We start from the raw sequence: 17,393 nt of genomic DNA, 5'->3' as shown, positions 1-17,393 counted from the left end.
ATAATTATAAAAAAGCCCCGAAACTTTCGTCTCGGGGCACTTGTGAGAATGGTATTGAGATCGGATTTTATGGGTCATACAAGAGCCTTTTTGTTCCTTAGGAGATACTGCTGTATGCAAAGTGCATCATTTGAAGTAAGACCTCTTGTTGACTTGTCAACATCGGCGTTTATTTTACCCTGCTCGGTGATATGGTTCCTTGAATAGCCCTTTACTTCGTATTTATCAGGGTTAGCAAGTGCCTGCATAACGAGTATGGCGTCTGAGAGGTCAAGGTCTGTGTCACAGTTTGCGTCGCCGACTTTTTCGGAAAGGTCACCCACAGCTGTTGTAGTGTTAGTGCTTATAGGCGAAGGAAAAACCGTGGTACCTGTGGATGTTTCATATGTCGTATGATAGTGACCATGGGCTTCATCAGCCATTCTTTCAAGCTCCGAGGAGTCGATATCACACTTTCTTGAAATATAATCAAGAAGAATAGTGGTATCCATTGCATCGCCGCTTATACCGTTTCCGTTAAGGTCGAAATTTGTGATATAGTTGTCCATTATCTCAACGGGAACAACATCAAGGTTTTCGGATGTATGTGTCTGAGAGTACAGCGTATTGTCAGCGAAAATGTAATCGTTTTTGTCGATGATACCGTTCATGTCCACATCTGGCTCGGGCTTGATGCCTGCCGTGACATCTTCATAGAATTTATCGCATACAGCCTGTCGTGCCCGCCATGTAGGATAGGTGAATGCGAACCAGTAGTTATAGCAGAGAGTGAAAAGGTCATCAGGGTCTGTAAGAGGATATCTTGTGCCGTCGAGGCAGTTGGTTCCCGACCATGGGTAATTGGAAACTTCACCGTTTATCCAAGCGTCCCTGAATTCCTCATATGCTTTTTCCTGCTTGGTCTTTATACCTGTCTTTTCACATATATAGATCTGTGCGATACTGCAATCAGCGGCGTCACCGCTTATACCGTTTCCATTTATGTCGAAATCGTTCATGAAATGGTATCTCACTTCATCGGAATAGATATCGCTTTCGTAATACATATAGTAGTTAAAAATATCGTCACAGGCCTGATGGTCGTCGAAGTCGACGTCTCCGTCAAGATCAACATCAGGTTCGGGGAGAAGTCCTTTTTCTGCCTTTTCCTTGTATATCTTATATTCATTTTCGATATTCGTCATATCCACTGACGATCTTACATCTGAAGTCGGGAGGCCCATTTCTCGTTCCGTGCTTTCCACATCGTTAATGAACGATGACAGTATACTGCTGTAATTCGGAAGCAGGTATTCGGAGGTATATTTATTCTCCCATAAAGCTTCATAGTAGCGGTGGTCGGAGTATTCTGCAAGAACCGGTGATGTCTCAAGATAATATCTTATGAGGTATTCCGAGAGAATGGGAGTGACTATTCTGTCACCGTCAAATGTCCTGTACAGCTCCATGCATTTTTCTTCATGCTCTGACGGGAATTTCCTCTTTGTAAGCTCGTTGTATACCAATAGCTTATCGTCAAAGGAGAGGTAATCTCTGTTCATATAATCGTATGTGACATCGGGGTCGTTGAATATATGATCGAAGAAGTAAATATCCATAATGTCGCCGAAATCTGTTTTGCCGCTGCCGTCAATATCGAGATCGGGTGACTTTTCCTCCATGGCTTCGATAAAGATATCATAGAGACCGTGGAACTCCTCTGTTTTCTCGGTGAAGTATTTTACGAAGCTCTCAGCGTACTTTAATTCATTTATATCTGTTGTATAGTAGATTGGATCGAGTATCTCTCTTTCTACTTTATTGTAGCAGGTATAGTAGCTTATAAGACTGTATACATCCAACTCATCGAAGGAGTTATCCTTGTTGACATCCACATACTTATCGTCGGGCTCGTGTGTTTCTTCTTCGATAGAGCGGAGGTAAAGAACATATATATCATGTGTATCGAATTTACCGTTTTGGTCGATGTCAATTATGCTTTCGTCCTTGCGCCAATTGTCGAACTCAAAGTCATTTATATCGTATGCCGAGCTCATAACTTCAAAGGGAACAGGTCTCATTCCTGTGTCATTGACGGCGCTCACGGGCTTAGGTACAGCTGCTGCGCCGACGAGCATTGCAGCAAATCCTGCTGATAGTTTATTCATATAGTATATCCTCCTGTGTGTGCTTGTAATTATTTCAGTTGTGCCGGGTACAGTGACAGTCGGAGCGTCAATATTACTTTCCTGCGGAGCAGCATTGACTGTGGTCGGAGCAGGTACATTCTGAGCAGCTCTTTTTTCAGTCGTTGCTGTCACTTGAGAAGCTTTGCCTGCGTTCTTCACAGCCTCTGCGGATGTAACAGTGCTTTTAACATCCTTTGAAGCGTGGGTGACTGTCATTGAAGTGACCGTATTATTATTCTCTGAAGCGGAAGTGGTAGTATATATAGTGTCATATGTAGTTGTGACTGCTGTATCCCTGTTGAAATTGATGGATGAGGGGAATTTTGCAGTATTGCTGTGCCAGATGCCAAAGCCTGTTACAGCGGCAGCACAAATAGCGGCTGCGCCTGATGTGATCCTGATAATGCGCTTTCTTCGGATACGTCTTTCTTCGAGAATACGCTCGCCGCGGGACTTGACTATCTCCGCCATGGTCTTATAGTCCATAGAACACTGCTCCTTCCTTTTCAATTTCTTTTTTCAGAGCGTTCTTTGCTCTGTACAGCAGATCAGTGATCTGTTTTCTGCTTTTTTTCATTATTTCAGCCGCTTCGTCATTTTTGAAATCCTCAAAGAAGATGAGGTACAGAACCTGACTATATTCGGGTTTGAGTTTTGAGATGAGTCTGCGCAGGTCAGAACGCCGCTCATCATCTATGACCTTCTGTTCAATATTTTCCTCGTCGGAGATGTCAAACGCATCATCAAGGGAAACTGAGCTGAATTTAGAGACCTTTCGCCTGATATCGAACGCCTTGTTTCTCCCGATAGTGTAGAGCCATGTCTTGAAGCTGCACTTGCCCTTGAAAGTGGGCTTATCGACATAGAGCTTTACGAAAGTATCTATGGCAGCTTCCTCAGCCTGCCCCATATCTCCGATAATACTATACAGGAAATAAACAAGACCGTCCTTATAATTGCGGATTATCTCGTCTATTGCATCTTTATCTCCTGAGAGGAAACGGCTGTAGCTACTGATACCGTTTTCCATTTTTCCTCCTTTCGGCAGGAAATATTTCCATTTGTTATTTATACGAAAGCAAAGCGGCAGATGTCGCAGTTTTTTCAAAAAAATTTTGCACAGTGATAATTCGCCGTACAACTATATTTATTATACTCTCTCTGCCATATTGAGTCAAGGAAGAACAGCTGTATTACGTTATGTTAACGAATTTTAATATTATTGTTATGATATATCAATTGACTTTATAAAGAGGATATGTTATCATATCAGAAACACTCTTAAAGGAGAAAGCTTTATGAAAAACGGATCATTTTCACGCTTGGCAGTATCAGCCGCAGCTGCACTGCTGATGTTTTCATCGCTGTCGATGATAGGCTGTGCCGGTAAAAAATCACAGATAAAGTATGCCACAGACTATACTATCGAACTCCAAAAAGACGTAGAGCTATCAGAAGGCTGGAGAGTGCGGAAGGGTGAAGCGGCTCTCTTTTTATGGAACGAAAAGAAGGAATCAGAAAAGGACGAAAAAGAGCAGCTCGAGTTTAGGGTGTACGATTCTGAAGATATAGCGAAGGAGCGGTACAAGGAACTGTATAACAGCAGCGGCTCTATCATTAAGGAGGGTGACAACTGGTATGTGGGAAAAGAACCCGGTGTCTGTGATGCGAGCATAACATTGATAGTATGCCGCGAGGACAATGTCATCATCACAGGCGAGGTTCTTTGGGTAGGCGAATGGGGAAGTCTGAATGAGGTCAGATCAGAGAATGCCACCGAATATAAGGATCCATACAAGAAGGAACTTGAAGAATACGTCATCAAAAACTCCGGCGACCTGAAGAAATATGTGATAAAGGACTTACTGGGTTACTGATAAATGACTATGAGAAGAATTGAAAAGAATTATTCATTACAGATAAGACTGTGTATCGGGATACTGGTCTTTTTCATTGGACTGTTTCTGACCGGGACTTTTTTCGATAAATATGCAGCGGAAGCTTTATTCTCGCCAGACCACACTATTGTGAAGCTCATAACGACAACAGGCGTTTATCCTTTTCATGCGGTGCAGGTGCTTGGCTGGGGAGTTATCTTTCAGAGAGTTCATAGCTCGAAGAAAAGCGGGCAGGTAAGGGGGGCGCTCTGCACATTCTGTGTTGTTGCGGCAGTTTTTCTCGGATATATCGGCGGCAGGTCACTGGTGTCAGGCAATAATCTGGGAAGCATATTCCCGTCTTTCGTCGGAAATGTTCCTGTTATTCTAATATTTAGTGCTATTCTCATATATCCATTGTTTTTTGTAGGATATCTGACGGCGGAAAGGAGCAGTGACGAGCTGCTTGCAAGGAGAGTGTTCGGACTTCTTATGATACTGCTTGCAGCGTATATAGTCATGGAAGCATTGAAGAACACATTTGACCGTCCGCGTTACCGTACAGCAATTCTCGGCTATGAGGGGATAACCTTTGTGCCGTGGTACAAGCCGTTTTCGGGAGCAGAGGAATATGCAGCGGAGTATGGTCTGAAAGCCGATGAGTTCCGCTCGTTTCCCAGCGGTCACAGCATATTCAGCAGTCTTACCATGTGCATATTCCCGTCTCTTTCATGGCTTTTCCCGAAGCTGAGAGACAAACAGCCGTATCTGTTTGCTTTCGGCTTTGTATTTACTGTCACTGTAATGAGCTCAAGAATGATACTCGGAGCACATTACCTCAGCGATGTTTCCGCAGGAGCGATCATAGGCGTTTTGTCTGCTATGGCATCTCTGACAGTACAGCACCGTATTGCTAAAAACTGTGAAAGATATAAATAAGTCTCATCGCTGAAAAGTATATAAAAAACATATCCCCGAAACGTTAAGCAGATACCCATATAGAAGTTTTGCCCCATAGTGTTTCATAACACTATGGGGCATTGTGTTTTTTCGGCGGCTGATAAAAATCATAATTCAGCTGTCCAATCCATCAATAAATGACTTTATGACCTCACCGCATTCCTCCGGCTTCTGCTCATAGATCCTCTATACGCTTGATGGCTCTGATCCGCGGACATCGGGTTCCGCAAAACAGTATCAGGGCAGTATCAACATACGCAACAATACCAATGATACAAATCAGCTTGCAGCAATTCGGGATATTTCTCTGAGAGGGTATAATCCTCCGAATTACAATGTTGATAAGGGAATGATCGTCAGAGCAGTTTGCAGGGACAGCGGCGGAATATACAGCGAAGTAGCAACAAACAGCTATTTCATCGGAAAAACCGCTTCATATTATAAGGATATGAAGGTATTGTCGATCTCCACTGACAGCAGTAATTTCTTTGATAAGGAAAAAGGCATATATATGATCGGCGATCAGTACTACCGCTGGAAGAACAGCGGTAGTTTTGACCCGAATCTTGATGTGGGAAGCAGTGAAAATCCGACTAATTATAATTCGGAAGGCAAGGAATGGGAGCGCCCCTGCAACATACAGGTATTTGAACAGGGTAAGCTGAAATTCACAGAGGATGTGGGAGTTCGCATAGCAGGAAACTGGACGGCAGCATTCCCTCAGAAGAGTATGACATTCTATGCGCGTCGTGATTACGGTGCCAATAAAATGCAGTATGATTTCTTTGAGGGCGGCGCTACGGACACAGACGGTGCAAAGATAAAGGAATACAAAAAGGTAACTATACGCAATGGCGGTAACGCTTATGATAACTGCCGATTCCGTGATGATCTGAACCAGTCTCTTGCAGAAGGACTTTCACTTGGTACGCAGGCAAAGCAGGATTATATTGTCTTCCTTGACGGTGAATTCTGGGGAACCTATTCGATGCAGGAAAAATTGGACGAGAACTACCTTGAATCACATTATCATGTTGATTCAGACCGTGTTACTACAATAAAGAACGGATACGAATATTCCGGACTTGAGTCGGTATATCAGGATTTCCGACAGTTCTGGAACTGGGCAATGTCCGCAGATATGTCAGATCAGTCCAATTATAAAAGAGTCTGCGACACTCTGGATATTAACGGACTTATGGATTTCATCGCTTTTGAAAGCTATATCGTAAACTGGGACTGCATGATCAACAGCAATAACTGGATGATATGGCGTTCGGATGAGAATGACGCTTCTAATCCATATGCAGACGGGAAATGGCGTTTCCTGCTCTTTGATACGGAGTATTCTTCCGGCTATGACGGACAGTGTTCATTCCGTCGTGACTGTTTCAAGGATATGGACAGATCCGGCAAGATCACCAGTATATCTTCTCTGTTCAATAAGCTGATGAGCAATGCAGAATTCAAACAGCAGTTTTATAGCCGCTATAAGGAGATAATGAATGATAACTTTGATAATTCAAAGGTATCGGCAAAGATAGACTCTTACGCTTCCTCAACTACGGATGCCGTTAATGATACCTTCCGCAGATTCGGCGTAAGTGCAAAATATGACAGCTGTATAAAGATGATCCGCAATTTCTACAAGAACAGAGCAAAATATGCGGAGCATCATCTGAATCTCCTCTATGGCATTAATGATAACTGGCGGGATGATCCGAATATGATCGATCAGTTCGGATGGAGTGTCTGGATGAATGACGGTGAGGGCTCTATCGATTATAATGATGACGGCAGTATAACTGTCAATGTCGTAAGAACAGGTCAGTATGCACAGGTAAGCAGCAGTACGGTTTCGCTTCAGGCGGGAAAGACATACCGCATGACCTATAAGATTAGTACTTCACAGAACGTCAATACTTATTCGATGTTCCAGCAGGGTTACGGAGAGTATAAGAGCTACTCTTATCAGGACCATGTGTTTACTCCAAACGTTCAGACCATTACCGATACAGTAACTATGACGCAGTCAGATGACAATGTCAAGTTCCTTATCGGACTTGACAAGGGAACAGGAACATACCGTATCTCGGATTTTTCGCTTATTTGTATCAACTGATATGATTAACGGCACTTCAAAAAGAAGTGCCGTTTTTTCAAGCTGTCCAAAAAGAGGTTTAACTTTATATAGGTAACAGAAAAGCCTGTATTTCAGTGTTTTCCTCGAAATACAGGCTTTTTAATTCTGGCGGACAGAGAGGGATTCGAACCCTCGATACGCTATTAACGTATACACGAGTTCCAGTCGTGCGCCTTAGACCAGCTCAGCCATCTGTCCGTACTTTGGTGCGAGTAATGGGACTTGAACCCATACGTCTCTCGACACACGCCCCTCAAACGTGCCTGTCTGCCTATTCCAGCACACTCGCAAAGTACTTTAATATTATACTACAATAGGAGGCATATGTCAAGCAATTTTGATATATATTTATTTTATAACTATAAAAGAATTTTATAATAACAAAATATAAGAATTAGAAACGAAATGAAAGGTTATGAGTAAGAACTGGACAAAAAATCTTGATTTTCGACATTTTGCGTTAAAAATACCCCTTGTTTTTTCATTCCAATGGGTGTACAATGGTTATCGTAGTAACAAGAAAAGGAGTCCTATCATGGAAAATGAAAGAATCAAAGTATTGATCGGAGACGATTCAGCATCAAACGGAGTAAGAGTAGCAGCAAAGCTAAGGGATAGCGGCATGACAGCCTATACCCGAAGAAACAATGGCAGAGCGATACTTGATTCCATTCTCAATGATAAACCTGACGTTGTGATGGCAGGTCTTACACTGCCTGATACAGATGCATTGCTTCTGATAAAACAGGTCAGGGAATCACTTGTGAGCGTACCGTCCTTCATAGTTGTATCGGATATCGACAACAGCTTTATTGAGAGACAGGTAATTGAGAACGGCGCATCATATTTTCTTGCAAAGCCGTTTGATATCGATTCTATCCCATCGATCGTAAAGTCGGTTTGCCGAAAGACAGTTCTGCCGAACTGTACTGACACAGAGATACTGGTGACAGATGTGATACAGAAGCTTGGAGTTCCTGCGCACATAAAGGGATATCATTATCTGAGGACAGCGATATTGAGTGCAGTTGAAAACAGCAGGCTTATGGAATGTGTCACGAAGCAGTTATACCCAAGTGTGGCGCAGAAGTATGAAACGACTTCATCAAGGGTTGAAAGAGCAATAAGACACGCAATTGAGATCGCGTGGAACAGAGGTAATGCCGAGATGATAAATGACTTTTTCGGCTATACTGTTGACAGTTACAGAGGAAGACCTACAAATTCCGAGTTCATCGCTCTTGTGACGGACAGGATAAGATTGAAGCTGAAAACAGAAAGCACTGCAAGCTGACAATATAATAAGGATATTATTAATTCAATGACGTCTGTATCTTAAAGATACGGACGTTTTTTGTTGACTTGATATTGCTTATAATGTATAATATAAGTATATTTTTATTTTAGGGGGAATAACAATGAGTCTATTTGACAAATTTGGTAAAAAGGACGACGATACCGTTGAGATCGAGAAGACAGACACAAAGGGCTGGGACGCAATTACAGCTGCTTTTGAGAAGCTCTATCCCGATCAGAAGGACCCGAAGCATTACGGAGTCCTTATCCCGTGGGAGCTTGGCGGCGATGATCCGCTTACGGGCATAAGTATTTATGAGACAGGGGAGTACTATCACTTTGTCACATATGGTCTCAGCGAGATATTCGAGAAAGAGACAGATGATCCCGAGATCAGCGGTTACGGTATGGAATTCACGCTCAAGCTCAGAAAAGCAGGCATAGACCCTGCTGATGAGGAGGGAGAGCTTCGCTGCATATGCGGCATCTTCCAGAAGATAGCCCGCATAACCTTTGAGCATGGCGAGTGTTTCAGAGCTAATGAATATCTTTATACGGGACAGACCTCGGGTATTGATCTTCATCAGAAAAGTGCTCTTACAGGTTTTATCATGATAACCGATACTGACGCAGGCTCCATTGATACACCAAACGGCAAGGTCGATTTTGTTGAGTTCATTGGCTGCACAGACGCAGAGCTTTTTGCTCTGAGAAACAAAGAGCTTACTGTTGCTGAGCTTTACGGTAAGCTGGGAAGTGATGTTACAGATTACACCAGATCATCTGTAATATAACAATGAAAGCAAAAGCACGAGGAAATGATCTTCGTGCTTTTTTTATTCCGATTTTTCGGGAGCAACGGTAAAGCTTCCGTTATCAGCGATGAAAGTATACATGGGAATACTGAATGTTCCGTTGCCCTTGACGTTCTTGATTATGGTATGTACGAAGAAATCACACCACTCCTGCTGAGGTTTCATTGCGTAATCTGTCTGGAGCGATACCCATAGAGGCGATGTGAAATCCATTTTCTTTGGATCAAAGAGTATTCCCACAGCCGAGTCGCAGAAATCGAAGGTTCCGATAAAAGCTACATCGCCTTCTTCTCTCTTTATCTCATTGCCGAGACTTTTGGGGACATCTCCGAGTGTGATCATCATTCTGCCCTTAATGACGCCTGTTTCCTTTTCAAACTTATTGATGACGCCTTCTTTTGTAAGCTCTTTTTCGATATGCGAGAATTTTTCCTTATCTGCTAACATAAGATCACTCCTTTTAAATAATAGGATGACGGGGAGCTTGCTCCACTGATATATATTATAACATATCAGTGCTAAAATAGCAAGATGCGCAGAGATAAAGATGTATTATGTAAAGCATTGCGGCTCAACATCGTTATTATTCGATAAAAAGCTGACGGCAATGTATTATTATGGGATGGACAGTTAAACTAATGCAGAGGTACTATAAAGGATAATAGGTTATATGACATGAATAACTTTGCAGGTGATAACACTTTATTTTACGGGATATGCACATTATACATCCTGAAATGCGGTGCACAAAAAGTTATGCGCAAAATGTTATACAACAAGTTCGATATGTTATTGATTATGTGGAACTTATTTGCTAAAATATAAGTATCAATACGTGGTATAACCACAGAACGAGAGGGAAAAATTATGAAAAAACAGGTTTTAAAAAAATGCGCTGCATCTCTTGCAGCCTGTGCGCTGATGGCCACCGCAACGCCTATTTCGGTGATACCCGCATCCGCAGGTTCAAACCTCATTTCAAACTCCACATTCGATAACGGAGTCTCTGACTGGGGCACCTACAAGGAGAGCGGCGGCGTCTGCACACTCAAAGGCGAAGACGGAAAGCTTGCACTGAAAATATCAGATGTGGGCAAGCTGAACTATTCTGTACAGGTATTCTATGACATCGTTCCTCTTTACAAGAACGGCGTATATCGTCTGAAATACGATATCTGGTCAACACAGGACCGCTTCGTGGAAGGAATGATACAGCAGAACGGCGGCACATATCAGGCTTATACATGGAAGGGCCTCAATCTTACTACCGCTCCCCAGACCATTGATTATGAGTTCACCATGAAAGAAGATACAGACATCATGGCAAAGCTTGTTTTCAACTGCGGCATACAGGAGAAGTATGAGGGAGCACTGCCCGAGCACACTATCTACATCGACAACGTATCACTGGAGCTTGTTGACGACAGCAAGGTAGATTACAGTGCCGACCGCCCCTATGCACCTTCTATAAACATAAATCAGGTCGGATACAGAACAGATGCAAAGAAGACTGCTGTATTCCGCGATATCACAAATCAGTCCGAGTTCAAGGTCGTTAACGCTGACACAAACGAGACTGTTTACACAGGCAAGCTTGAGAACAGGAGAGATAACTCCTCAGCAAATGAGACTAATTACACAGGTGACTTCTCATCTGTCAAGACAGCAGGCAAGTACTACATCACCTGCGACGGACTTGACAAGTCCTACACGTTTGAGATAGGCGACAAGGTTTATTCAAAGCTTATTGACGACAGCGTAAGGATGCTCTATCTCCAGCGCTGCGGTGTTCAGGTAAATGACAGCGAGTTCGGTCATGCAGCCTGTCACACAAGCATGGCAACTGTATACGGCACAAACCAGCAGATCGACGTTTCGGGCGGCTGGCACGATGCAGGTGACTACGGAAGATATGTAGTTCCCGCTGCAAAGGCTGTTGCAGACCTGCTTTATGCATATCAGGCTGCTCCTGACCTTTACAGCGACAACATCAATATTCCCGAGAGCGGAAACGGTGTTCCCGATGTTCTCGATGAGGCACGTTTTGAGCTTGAGTGGATGATGAAGATGCAGGCATCTGACGGCGGAGTATACCACAAGGTATCATGTGAGAACTTCCCCGGATATGTAATGCCTACCGAGGAAAAGGCTCCTCTTATCGTTACTCCCGTAAGCTCCACAGCAACAGCTGATTTCTGTGCTTCCATGGCACTTGCAGCAGAGTTCTACGAGAAGTACGACAAAACCTTTGCTGATAAGTGTATGGCAGCAGCTGAAAAGTCATGGTCATGGCTTGAGGCTAACCCCAACTTCCTGTTCAGAAATCCTACTGAGATCGTTACAGGTGAGTACGGAGACAAGACAGACAAGGACGAGCGCTACTGGGCGGCTGTTCAGATGTACCGTGCAACAGGAGACCAGAAGTATCTTTCCTCAGCAAGCAGAGCTTACACAGGACTTGACTGGTCCACAGTGGGCGATTACGGTAATATCGCAATTCTCACAATGAAGAATGCAGACAAGAACTCCTCTGCATATCAGAACGCTTATACAGCAGTTATGACTCAGGCTGATTCTATGGTGAAGACCATCGAGAGTTCAAGCTACGGCTCAGCTATCACAAAGTATAACTGGGGCAGCAACATGACGATAGCAAACGCAGGTGTTATCCTCGGACTTGCCGATCAGCTCACAGGTCAGGACAAGTATCTTGACTCTGCAAATGCAGAACTGGACTACCTCCTCGGTGTAAACCCTGTTTCTGTATGCTTCGTATCGGGCTATGGTACAGTATCTCCCGAAAATCCTCACCACCGTCCTTCAATGGCTGTTGGTCATGCAATGAAGGGTATGCTGGCAGGCGGTGTAAACCAGAACCTTGAGGACAGTGCTGCAAAGGCATACTGTCAGGACCTTCCTGCTGCAAAGCGTTATGTTGACAACTCCGAGAGCTATTCCACAAACGAGATAACCATCTACTGGAATTCACCTCTGACATATCTGCTTTCACTTACAGACGGTTCTGCAAAGCCCGAGCCTATAACAACTACAACAACAAGCACTACCACCACAACAACTACGACTACAACTACAACATCAACAACAACATTCACTACTACTTCATCAACTACCTCCCAGAAATATGAGGTAGTAACTCCCGGTGATACAAACTGCGACGGTACAGTTGAGCTTGCAGATGCTATACTCATAATGCAGGCACTTGCTAATCCCAATAAGTACGGTATCGACGGCGACAACGAGATACATCTCACTGCACAGGGACGTATAAACGGCGATGTTACCGGAAATGCCAACGGTCTTACAGCTGATGATGCACTCACTATCCAGAAGTTCCTCCTCAAGCTTATCAACAAGCTTCCCGAGTAAGAATATAGTGCAAAGGAAAAAGCTCCATTTCGGGAGCTTTTTTCTTTATTGTTCATTTGTGAGCATTTTGTATGTAACACCGTATTTTTCAGCAATATCTCTTGCGTATGAGGAGCCCTCGGGCAAAGCGATCTCCACCTTGAATGAGCGCTTTCCCTCGTCGCTTCGCATTATAAGTGAGGATACCATAGATGAATTTCCATCCTTGTTCATCTCATCTGCATCGGAAGCGAGCTTGTGCATATGGGTATTGAAGATGGTGCGTACATCTTTCTTCATAAGCGCCCTTACGGAGTCTCGTGCGATATAGTAGCCCTCCTCAAAGGAAGTAGTCGAGAAGGTCTCGTTAAGGAGCAAAAGACTGTCAGAGGTGCATTCTGTATATATTTCCTTGAATCTTACACATTCCTCGCCGAGTCTGCCCAGATCCATTGTTTTGTCTTCATCGGCAGGGAAGTGGGTGTATATGCAGTCCACAGGCTTGTAGCTGAATGATGAGGCAGGTACAGATATACCGCCCTGTGCCAGTACATACATGAGTCCCACAGCCTGAGTGAGAGTGGTTTTTCCGCCGCGGTTTGCACCTGTCAGGATATAGATAGTATGTGCCTTGTCAAATATGAGGTCATTGCAGACGATATCTTCCATAGGCATGGAATTAAGTGCAAGCTTGAGGTTATATAGTCCCTGTGCGTCCATATCATTTCTGTCACTGTCAAGGACCTGAGGCTCGCAGAAGCTATATCCCTTTTCTCTGTATTTTGACACAAACTCAGCAAATCGGATATAATACATGAATTCGGGAATGAGCTGGGTTATGTTGATTATGGCGATATCAGCGTATTTTGACAAAGTGTTCCGGAGCTTTTTAACGAGGGAATCAAGAATTTTGTTCAGTATCTTGTCGAGATAGAATGTGGAGTTCTGCACCCCGTCACCATTTGCAGCGTTGACGATAGTGGACCTTATTCCTGCGTCCATGAACGGCTTGTCTCTGATAGTCATAAATCCTGAAAGGTTCTCCATGAATTTCATAACACTCTCAGTCTTTTCTTTTTCTATCAGCTGATAATGCATATTGCCGTTCCAGTCGCAGCCTTTTTGTATTTTGTCCTTAGAGGAAATAGCGTCGGCGAAGTTGCTGATGATATTTGATTTCTTGAAGGTGGTGTCATTTATTGAAATAAGGCCCATGCTGACAGCCTCAAACCTCTCGTTCACATTTATACCGATAGTAACGCTCCGAATATCTGATGTTTTCTGTTTCAGCTCAAAGATATCCTTCTTCATCTCCGCAAAACAGGCGTCATCATAGAGAGAGTCAAGATACTTTTTGAATCCGGTAAGTCCCTCGGAGGTGATACGTTCATCGGACAGGCATTCTCTCATTGATTCCACGCAGAGTATGTAGTCTTTCAGCTCGTCGAGTCGGTGAAGAAGATGCCAGAGACCGATCTTCTCATCATTGTCTATTCGGGTAGAGCCGAAGTTCCTGATGAATTCGATTTTGTCAAAAAGCTCTGTCATCTTAGTTCTGAGCTCGGGAAGAGCCAGTACATCGCGAAAGACCTCCTGTCTGTAACGAGCGGTTTTCTGATCAGCGGTCATATTTGAGAGAATGGCTGTGATTATGTTCCGTTCTTTCGGGTCATTTGTCAGCTCACGGCATAAAGTCTCGAGTCCGAGGTCATGGCACGCCGTAGCTGACAGCTGTCTGTATACGTTATCACGATCCAAAGGTGATAGAATACTGAATGAATTATTGTCTTTCATAACTCCCTCCTCGTTTTTTCTTATATTATAAACTATAAAGCAGCTTTTGTCAATTCTCTGTGAATACTTTACGTCTATGCGGAATAATGTGGTAAAAAGGGGAATAATGTTGACAATGGATAAATGATATGTTATAATTTAAGTTAAGTAACTATACCTATTTCAACTATAACGCGGGGGTGACGCAAATCAAGAAAATACTGAAGTACGCGTTGAATATCGCACTTATTCTTGTAATAACTCTCCTTACCCTGCACCTGATATTCAAAGAACAGGAGCTTCCTGAGATCATCCGCGACCTTAAAAGCGCTGATATGCGCTGGATAGCAGGAGGTGCGGCAGCTGCCGTTGCCTTTGTTGCAGGAGAATCGGTGATAATACATTATATGCTAAGGGTACTTGAACAGAAGACCAGCTTCTTCAGGTGCCTTAAATACTCCTTTATCGGCTTTTTCTTCAGCTATATCACACCGTCTTCAACAGGCGGTCAGCCTATGCAGATGTACCATATGAAGAAGGATAAGATAAAGATAGGCTACTCCACACTGATAATGCTGCTGATAACCATAGCCTATAAATCAGTGCTAATATTGCTGGCATTGGGATTTCTGATATTCAATTTCGGAACGGTGGAGCAGTATGCAGGTGATATGAAGTGGCTGATAGTTCTTGGCTTTGTGCTGAACCTTTCCTTTATAGCACTGCTGCTTCTTGTTTTTCTGAAGCCTATCTGGGCGAGAGCACTCGGTATCAAGACCGTAGGACTGCTGTCAAAGCTGAGAGTTATAAAGCGTAAAAACAAGGACAAATACACCGAAAAGGTCATCAGGATATGCGATACATACGCAATGGGAGCCGACTACATCAAGAAGAATATCGCTGTCGTGTTCAAGATATTCGTGCTTACGGCATTGCAGAGGATATGCCTGTTTTCCGTTACATGGATAGTATATAAGGCATACGGGCTCAGCGGAACACGCTTCATCGATATCCTCACATTGCAGATCATCATAGCTGTTGCTGTGGAAATGCTTCCGCTTCCCGGTGCGGCAGGCATATCCGAGGGCTGTTTCCTGCTGACGTTCACGGAAATATTCGGCGAAGAACTTGTAAAGCCTGCACTGCTCATAAATCGCGGACTGACCTTCTATCTGATACTCCTTATAGGAGCAGTAGTCACATTCGGCGCCCACATAATAAATATAAAAAGAGAAAAGAGACAAAACTGAATATGATATCCGCTCCGCATAACAGCGGAGTTTTTTATTGTCAAATATTCGCTAAAGACCTTGCAATTTGTATATTAATGCTGTATAATAGAAAAAGAGGTGGTAAAAATGGGCTTCTGGTCAAAATTCGGACACGCCGTTTCTCCATATTACAATATTATAATCTTTGTATTTGCCATTGCAACAGCCCTTGTAGCTGTAATGCTACATCAGAACAGGCAGGCTGTTGACAATGAGATATATGATTGGGAAGCGTCAAGCGATGATCTTTACAATGTAGACAGGGTAGACAAGATATTCGACAGCTATAGAAAGATCAATTCAAACTACACCTTGTTCATTACACTTATATCTATATTTCCTCTGCTGGGAATGCTTGGAACTGTCATCGCTCTCCTCGGGCTTGATATGTCCACGGCTGAGGCGATAAGCAATGCAAAAAACAATTTCTTCGGTGCACTTACATCCACAGCATGGGGAATTATCTTCGCAGTTGTGTTCAAGATAATCAATGCGAGGATGTTTGCCGATGTGGAAGACCTTATACAGCGCCATCTGGCTCTCATAAAGAAACTCCGAAAGAGCGGTATTGATGAGTCGCAGAAGCAGTCGAGGTTGTAAGGATGAAGCTGAGAGAAATAATTCTGGATTTTACATCTCTCCTTGATGTTACAATGATAATCCTGTTCTTCTTTGTGCTTTACAGCGGTATTGATGCGGAAAATGCCACAGAGAAGGCAAAAGCTGCCGAGACTTCCTATACCGAGATGCAGGAGCAGAATGAAAAGGAACAGATGGAATGGAGGCAAAAGGCTGACGAGGAGTGGGAATGTATCCTCACAGCTGACGCCAACGCAGGAAAGAATCAGCAGGCACTTTCAGCATACAACGACGGAAAGGGCATCACTTTCAACCTTCATGAGGTGGAAAAGGGCGATGTGTGGACTCTCAGTGTTCTCTCCGGAAACAAGAGAATAGGAGAGATAAGTTCCGATGAGTCAAGGGAACTGAAGGACAAGCTGAAGGAAATGCTTAAAAAAGCAGGGTACAGTCCCGAAGATGTTATCATAAGCACCCTGACCTTCAACGGCAACGACTTCGGAACGGAGGCTGCCGTGCCCACGGTCGAAAGGGCGATAATGAGTATTCAGAGAGAATACAAAGATCTCTATTTTACTACAATAAACATATCAAAGTGAGGTAATCAAAATGAAAAAAATACTTGGAATACTGCTTATACTTATCATAGCAGCACTGATATTTGCGCTTATCTACTTCAAGGGATTCGGCGGATTTGGCAAGGATTCGGGAGAAGGCAAGAAGAATGACACATCTGCTTCCGAGACAGTTGACAAGGCAGAGCCGACAACCGAGGCGGGCAAGGATGAGAACGCTGCCGAGATAACGGTTTCCGGTCATGACTATCTTTTCAACAATGAAAAACTGACTCTTGATGCACTTGCTGTCGAGATCGGCAAGCTCGATAAGGAGACTGAGATCACTATTACTTCCGATGACACTGCTGCCAAGAATACAGTTGATGAACTTACGGACAAGCTTGACGAGCTTGGCTACAAGAACTACAAAAAGGCTGATAAATAAGCAAAAGAAAAGGCTGATACATTAAGAGTAGTACTTATATAGAAGTTTATATGTAATTTATTGGAGGAAAAAACCTTTCTGAGGAAAGGTTCTTTTCCCCCAAGCCCCCTTTTTCCAAAGACTTTATAACTGAATTTAGCCCC

General features: G+C 43.5%; 14 protein-coding genes and 2 tRNA genes. 10 read left to right on the top strand and 6 right to left on the bottom strand.

Going from position 1 to position 17,393, the window contains the following annotated elements:
* Positions 1-74: 74 nt before the first annotated feature.
* Complete coding sequence (locus tag DSZ37_RS01450; protein WP_109725193.1) at positions 75-2,654, bottom strand: hypothetical protein; 2,580 nt, start codon at positions 2,652-2,654, stop codon at positions 75-77.
* Positions 2,644-3,198: an RNA polymerase sigma factor gene (locus DSZ37_RS01445; RefSeq protein ID WP_109725192.1), complete on the bottom strand. Its 555-nt coding sequence runs from the start codon at positions 3,196-3,198 to the stop codon at positions 2,644-2,646. Before DSZ37_RS01445 ends, DSZ37_RS01450 begins: the two co-directional genes overlap by 11 nt.
* Positions 3,199-3,466: 268 nt before the next feature.
* On the opposite strand from DSZ37_RS01445, the gene DSZ37_RS01440 reads away from it, so the two are divergent.
* From DSZ37_RS01440 to DSZ37_RS01430, 3 genes are all read left to right on the top strand, one after another.
* Positions 3,467-4,045 (top strand): hypothetical protein, encoded by a 579-nt coding sequence (locus tag DSZ37_RS01440; protein WP_109725191.1) that lies wholly within the window; start codon positions 3,467-3,469, stop codon positions 4,043-4,045.
* Positions 4,046-4,054: 9 nt separating this feature from the next.
* Positions 4,055-4,984: a phosphatase PAP2 family protein gene (locus tag DSZ37_RS01435; RefSeq protein WP_181380191.1), complete on the top strand. Its 930-nt coding sequence runs from the start codon at positions 4,055-4,057 to the stop codon at positions 4,982-4,984.
* A gap of 202 nt (positions 4,985-5,186) precedes the next feature.
* Complete coding sequence (locus DSZ37_RS01430) at positions 5,187-7,127, top strand: CotH kinase family protein (RefSeq protein ID WP_278297886.1); 1,941 nt, start codon at positions 5,187-5,189, stop codon at positions 7,125-7,127.
* 127 nt (positions 7,128-7,254) lie between these two features.
* Here DSZ37_RS01430 and DSZ37_RS01425 read toward each other — a convergent pair.
* Both DSZ37_RS01425 and DSZ37_RS01420 read right to left on the bottom strand, forming a co-directional pair.
* A tRNA-Ser gene (locus tag DSZ37_RS01425) sits at positions 7,255-7,346 on the bottom strand.
* Positions 7,347-7,352: 6 nt separating this feature from the next.
* Positions 7,353-7,437 (bottom strand) — tRNA-Leu (locus DSZ37_RS01420).
* A gap of 246 nt (positions 7,438-7,683) precedes the next feature.
* Here DSZ37_RS01420 and spo0A point away from each other — a divergent pair.
* Positions 7,684-8,442, top strand: a complete 759-nt coding sequence (gene spo0A / locus DSZ37_RS01415; protein WP_109725189.1) for a sporulation transcription factor Spo0A — start codon at positions 7,684-7,686, stop codon at positions 8,440-8,442.
* Between the two features lie 124 nt (positions 8,443-8,566).
* On the top strand, positions 8,567-9,238 hold the full coding sequence (locus tag DSZ37_RS01410; protein WP_109725188.1) for a suppressor of fused domain protein: 672 nt from the start codon (positions 8,567-8,569) through the stop codon (positions 9,236-9,238).
* A gap of 42 nt (positions 9,239-9,280) precedes the next feature.
* Here the strand turns inward: DSZ37_RS01410 and DSZ37_RS01405 are convergent, their stop codons facing one another.
* Positions 9,281-9,706, bottom strand: coding sequence for a hypothetical protein (locus tag DSZ37_RS01405; protein ID WP_109725187.1), 426 nt, complete (start codon positions 9,704-9,706; stop codon positions 9,281-9,283).
* A 420-nt stretch (positions 9,707-10,126) separates the two neighbouring features.
* On the opposite strand from DSZ37_RS01405, the gene DSZ37_RS01400 reads away from it, so the two are divergent.
* Complete coding sequence (locus DSZ37_RS01400; protein WP_109725186.1) at positions 10,127-12,646, top strand: glycoside hydrolase family 9 protein; 2,520 nt, start codon at positions 10,127-10,129, stop codon at positions 12,644-12,646.
* Positions 12,647-12,691: 45 nt separating this feature from the next.
* On the opposite strand, the gene DSZ37_RS01395 is transcribed toward DSZ37_RS01400, so the two are convergent.
* Positions 12,692-14,419, bottom strand: a complete 1,728-nt coding sequence (locus DSZ37_RS01395) for a MutS-related protein (protein WP_109725185.1) — start codon at positions 14,417-14,419, stop codon at positions 12,692-12,694.
* 212 nt (positions 14,420-14,631) lie between these two features.
* Between DSZ37_RS01395 and DSZ37_RS01390 the strand changes: the two genes are divergently transcribed.
* The 4 genes from DSZ37_RS01390 (at position 14,632) to DSZ37_RS01375 (ending at position 17,250) form a co-directional block, all read left to right on the top strand.
* Complete coding sequence (locus tag DSZ37_RS01390; RefSeq protein ID WP_242978536.1) at positions 14,632-15,648, top strand: lysylphosphatidylglycerol synthase transmembrane domain-containing protein; 1,017 nt, start codon at positions 14,632-14,634, stop codon at positions 15,646-15,648.
* A gap of 108 nt (positions 15,649-15,756) precedes the next feature.
* Positions 15,757-16,269, top strand: a complete 513-nt coding sequence (locus DSZ37_RS01385; protein WP_109725184.1) for a MotA/TolQ/ExbB proton channel family protein — start codon at positions 15,757-15,759, stop codon at positions 16,267-16,269.
* 2 nt (positions 16,270-16,271) lie between these two features.
* Positions 16,272-16,847 carry a hypothetical protein gene (locus tag DSZ37_RS01380; protein WP_109725183.1) on the top strand — a complete coding sequence of 192 codons (576 nt, stop codon included), beginning with the start codon at positions 16,272-16,274 and terminating at the stop codon, positions 16,845-16,847.
* 10 nt (positions 16,848-16,857) lie between these two features.
* Entirely contained in the window at positions 16,858-17,250 is a 393-nt protein-coding gene (locus tag DSZ37_RS01375) for a hypothetical protein (protein WP_109725182.1), read from the top strand.
* Positions 17,251-17,393: the final 143 nt, after the last annotated feature.

Source organism: Ruminococcus flavefaciens, from assembly GCF_900116855.1.
GTDB classification, from domain to species: Bacteria; Bacillota; Clostridia; order Oscillospirales; family Ruminococcaceae; genus Ruminococcus; species Ruminococcus flavefaciens_R.
The sequence above is the reverse complement of the archived record's forward strand: the minus strand, read 5'-3'. Positions and strand labels throughout refer to the sequence as shown.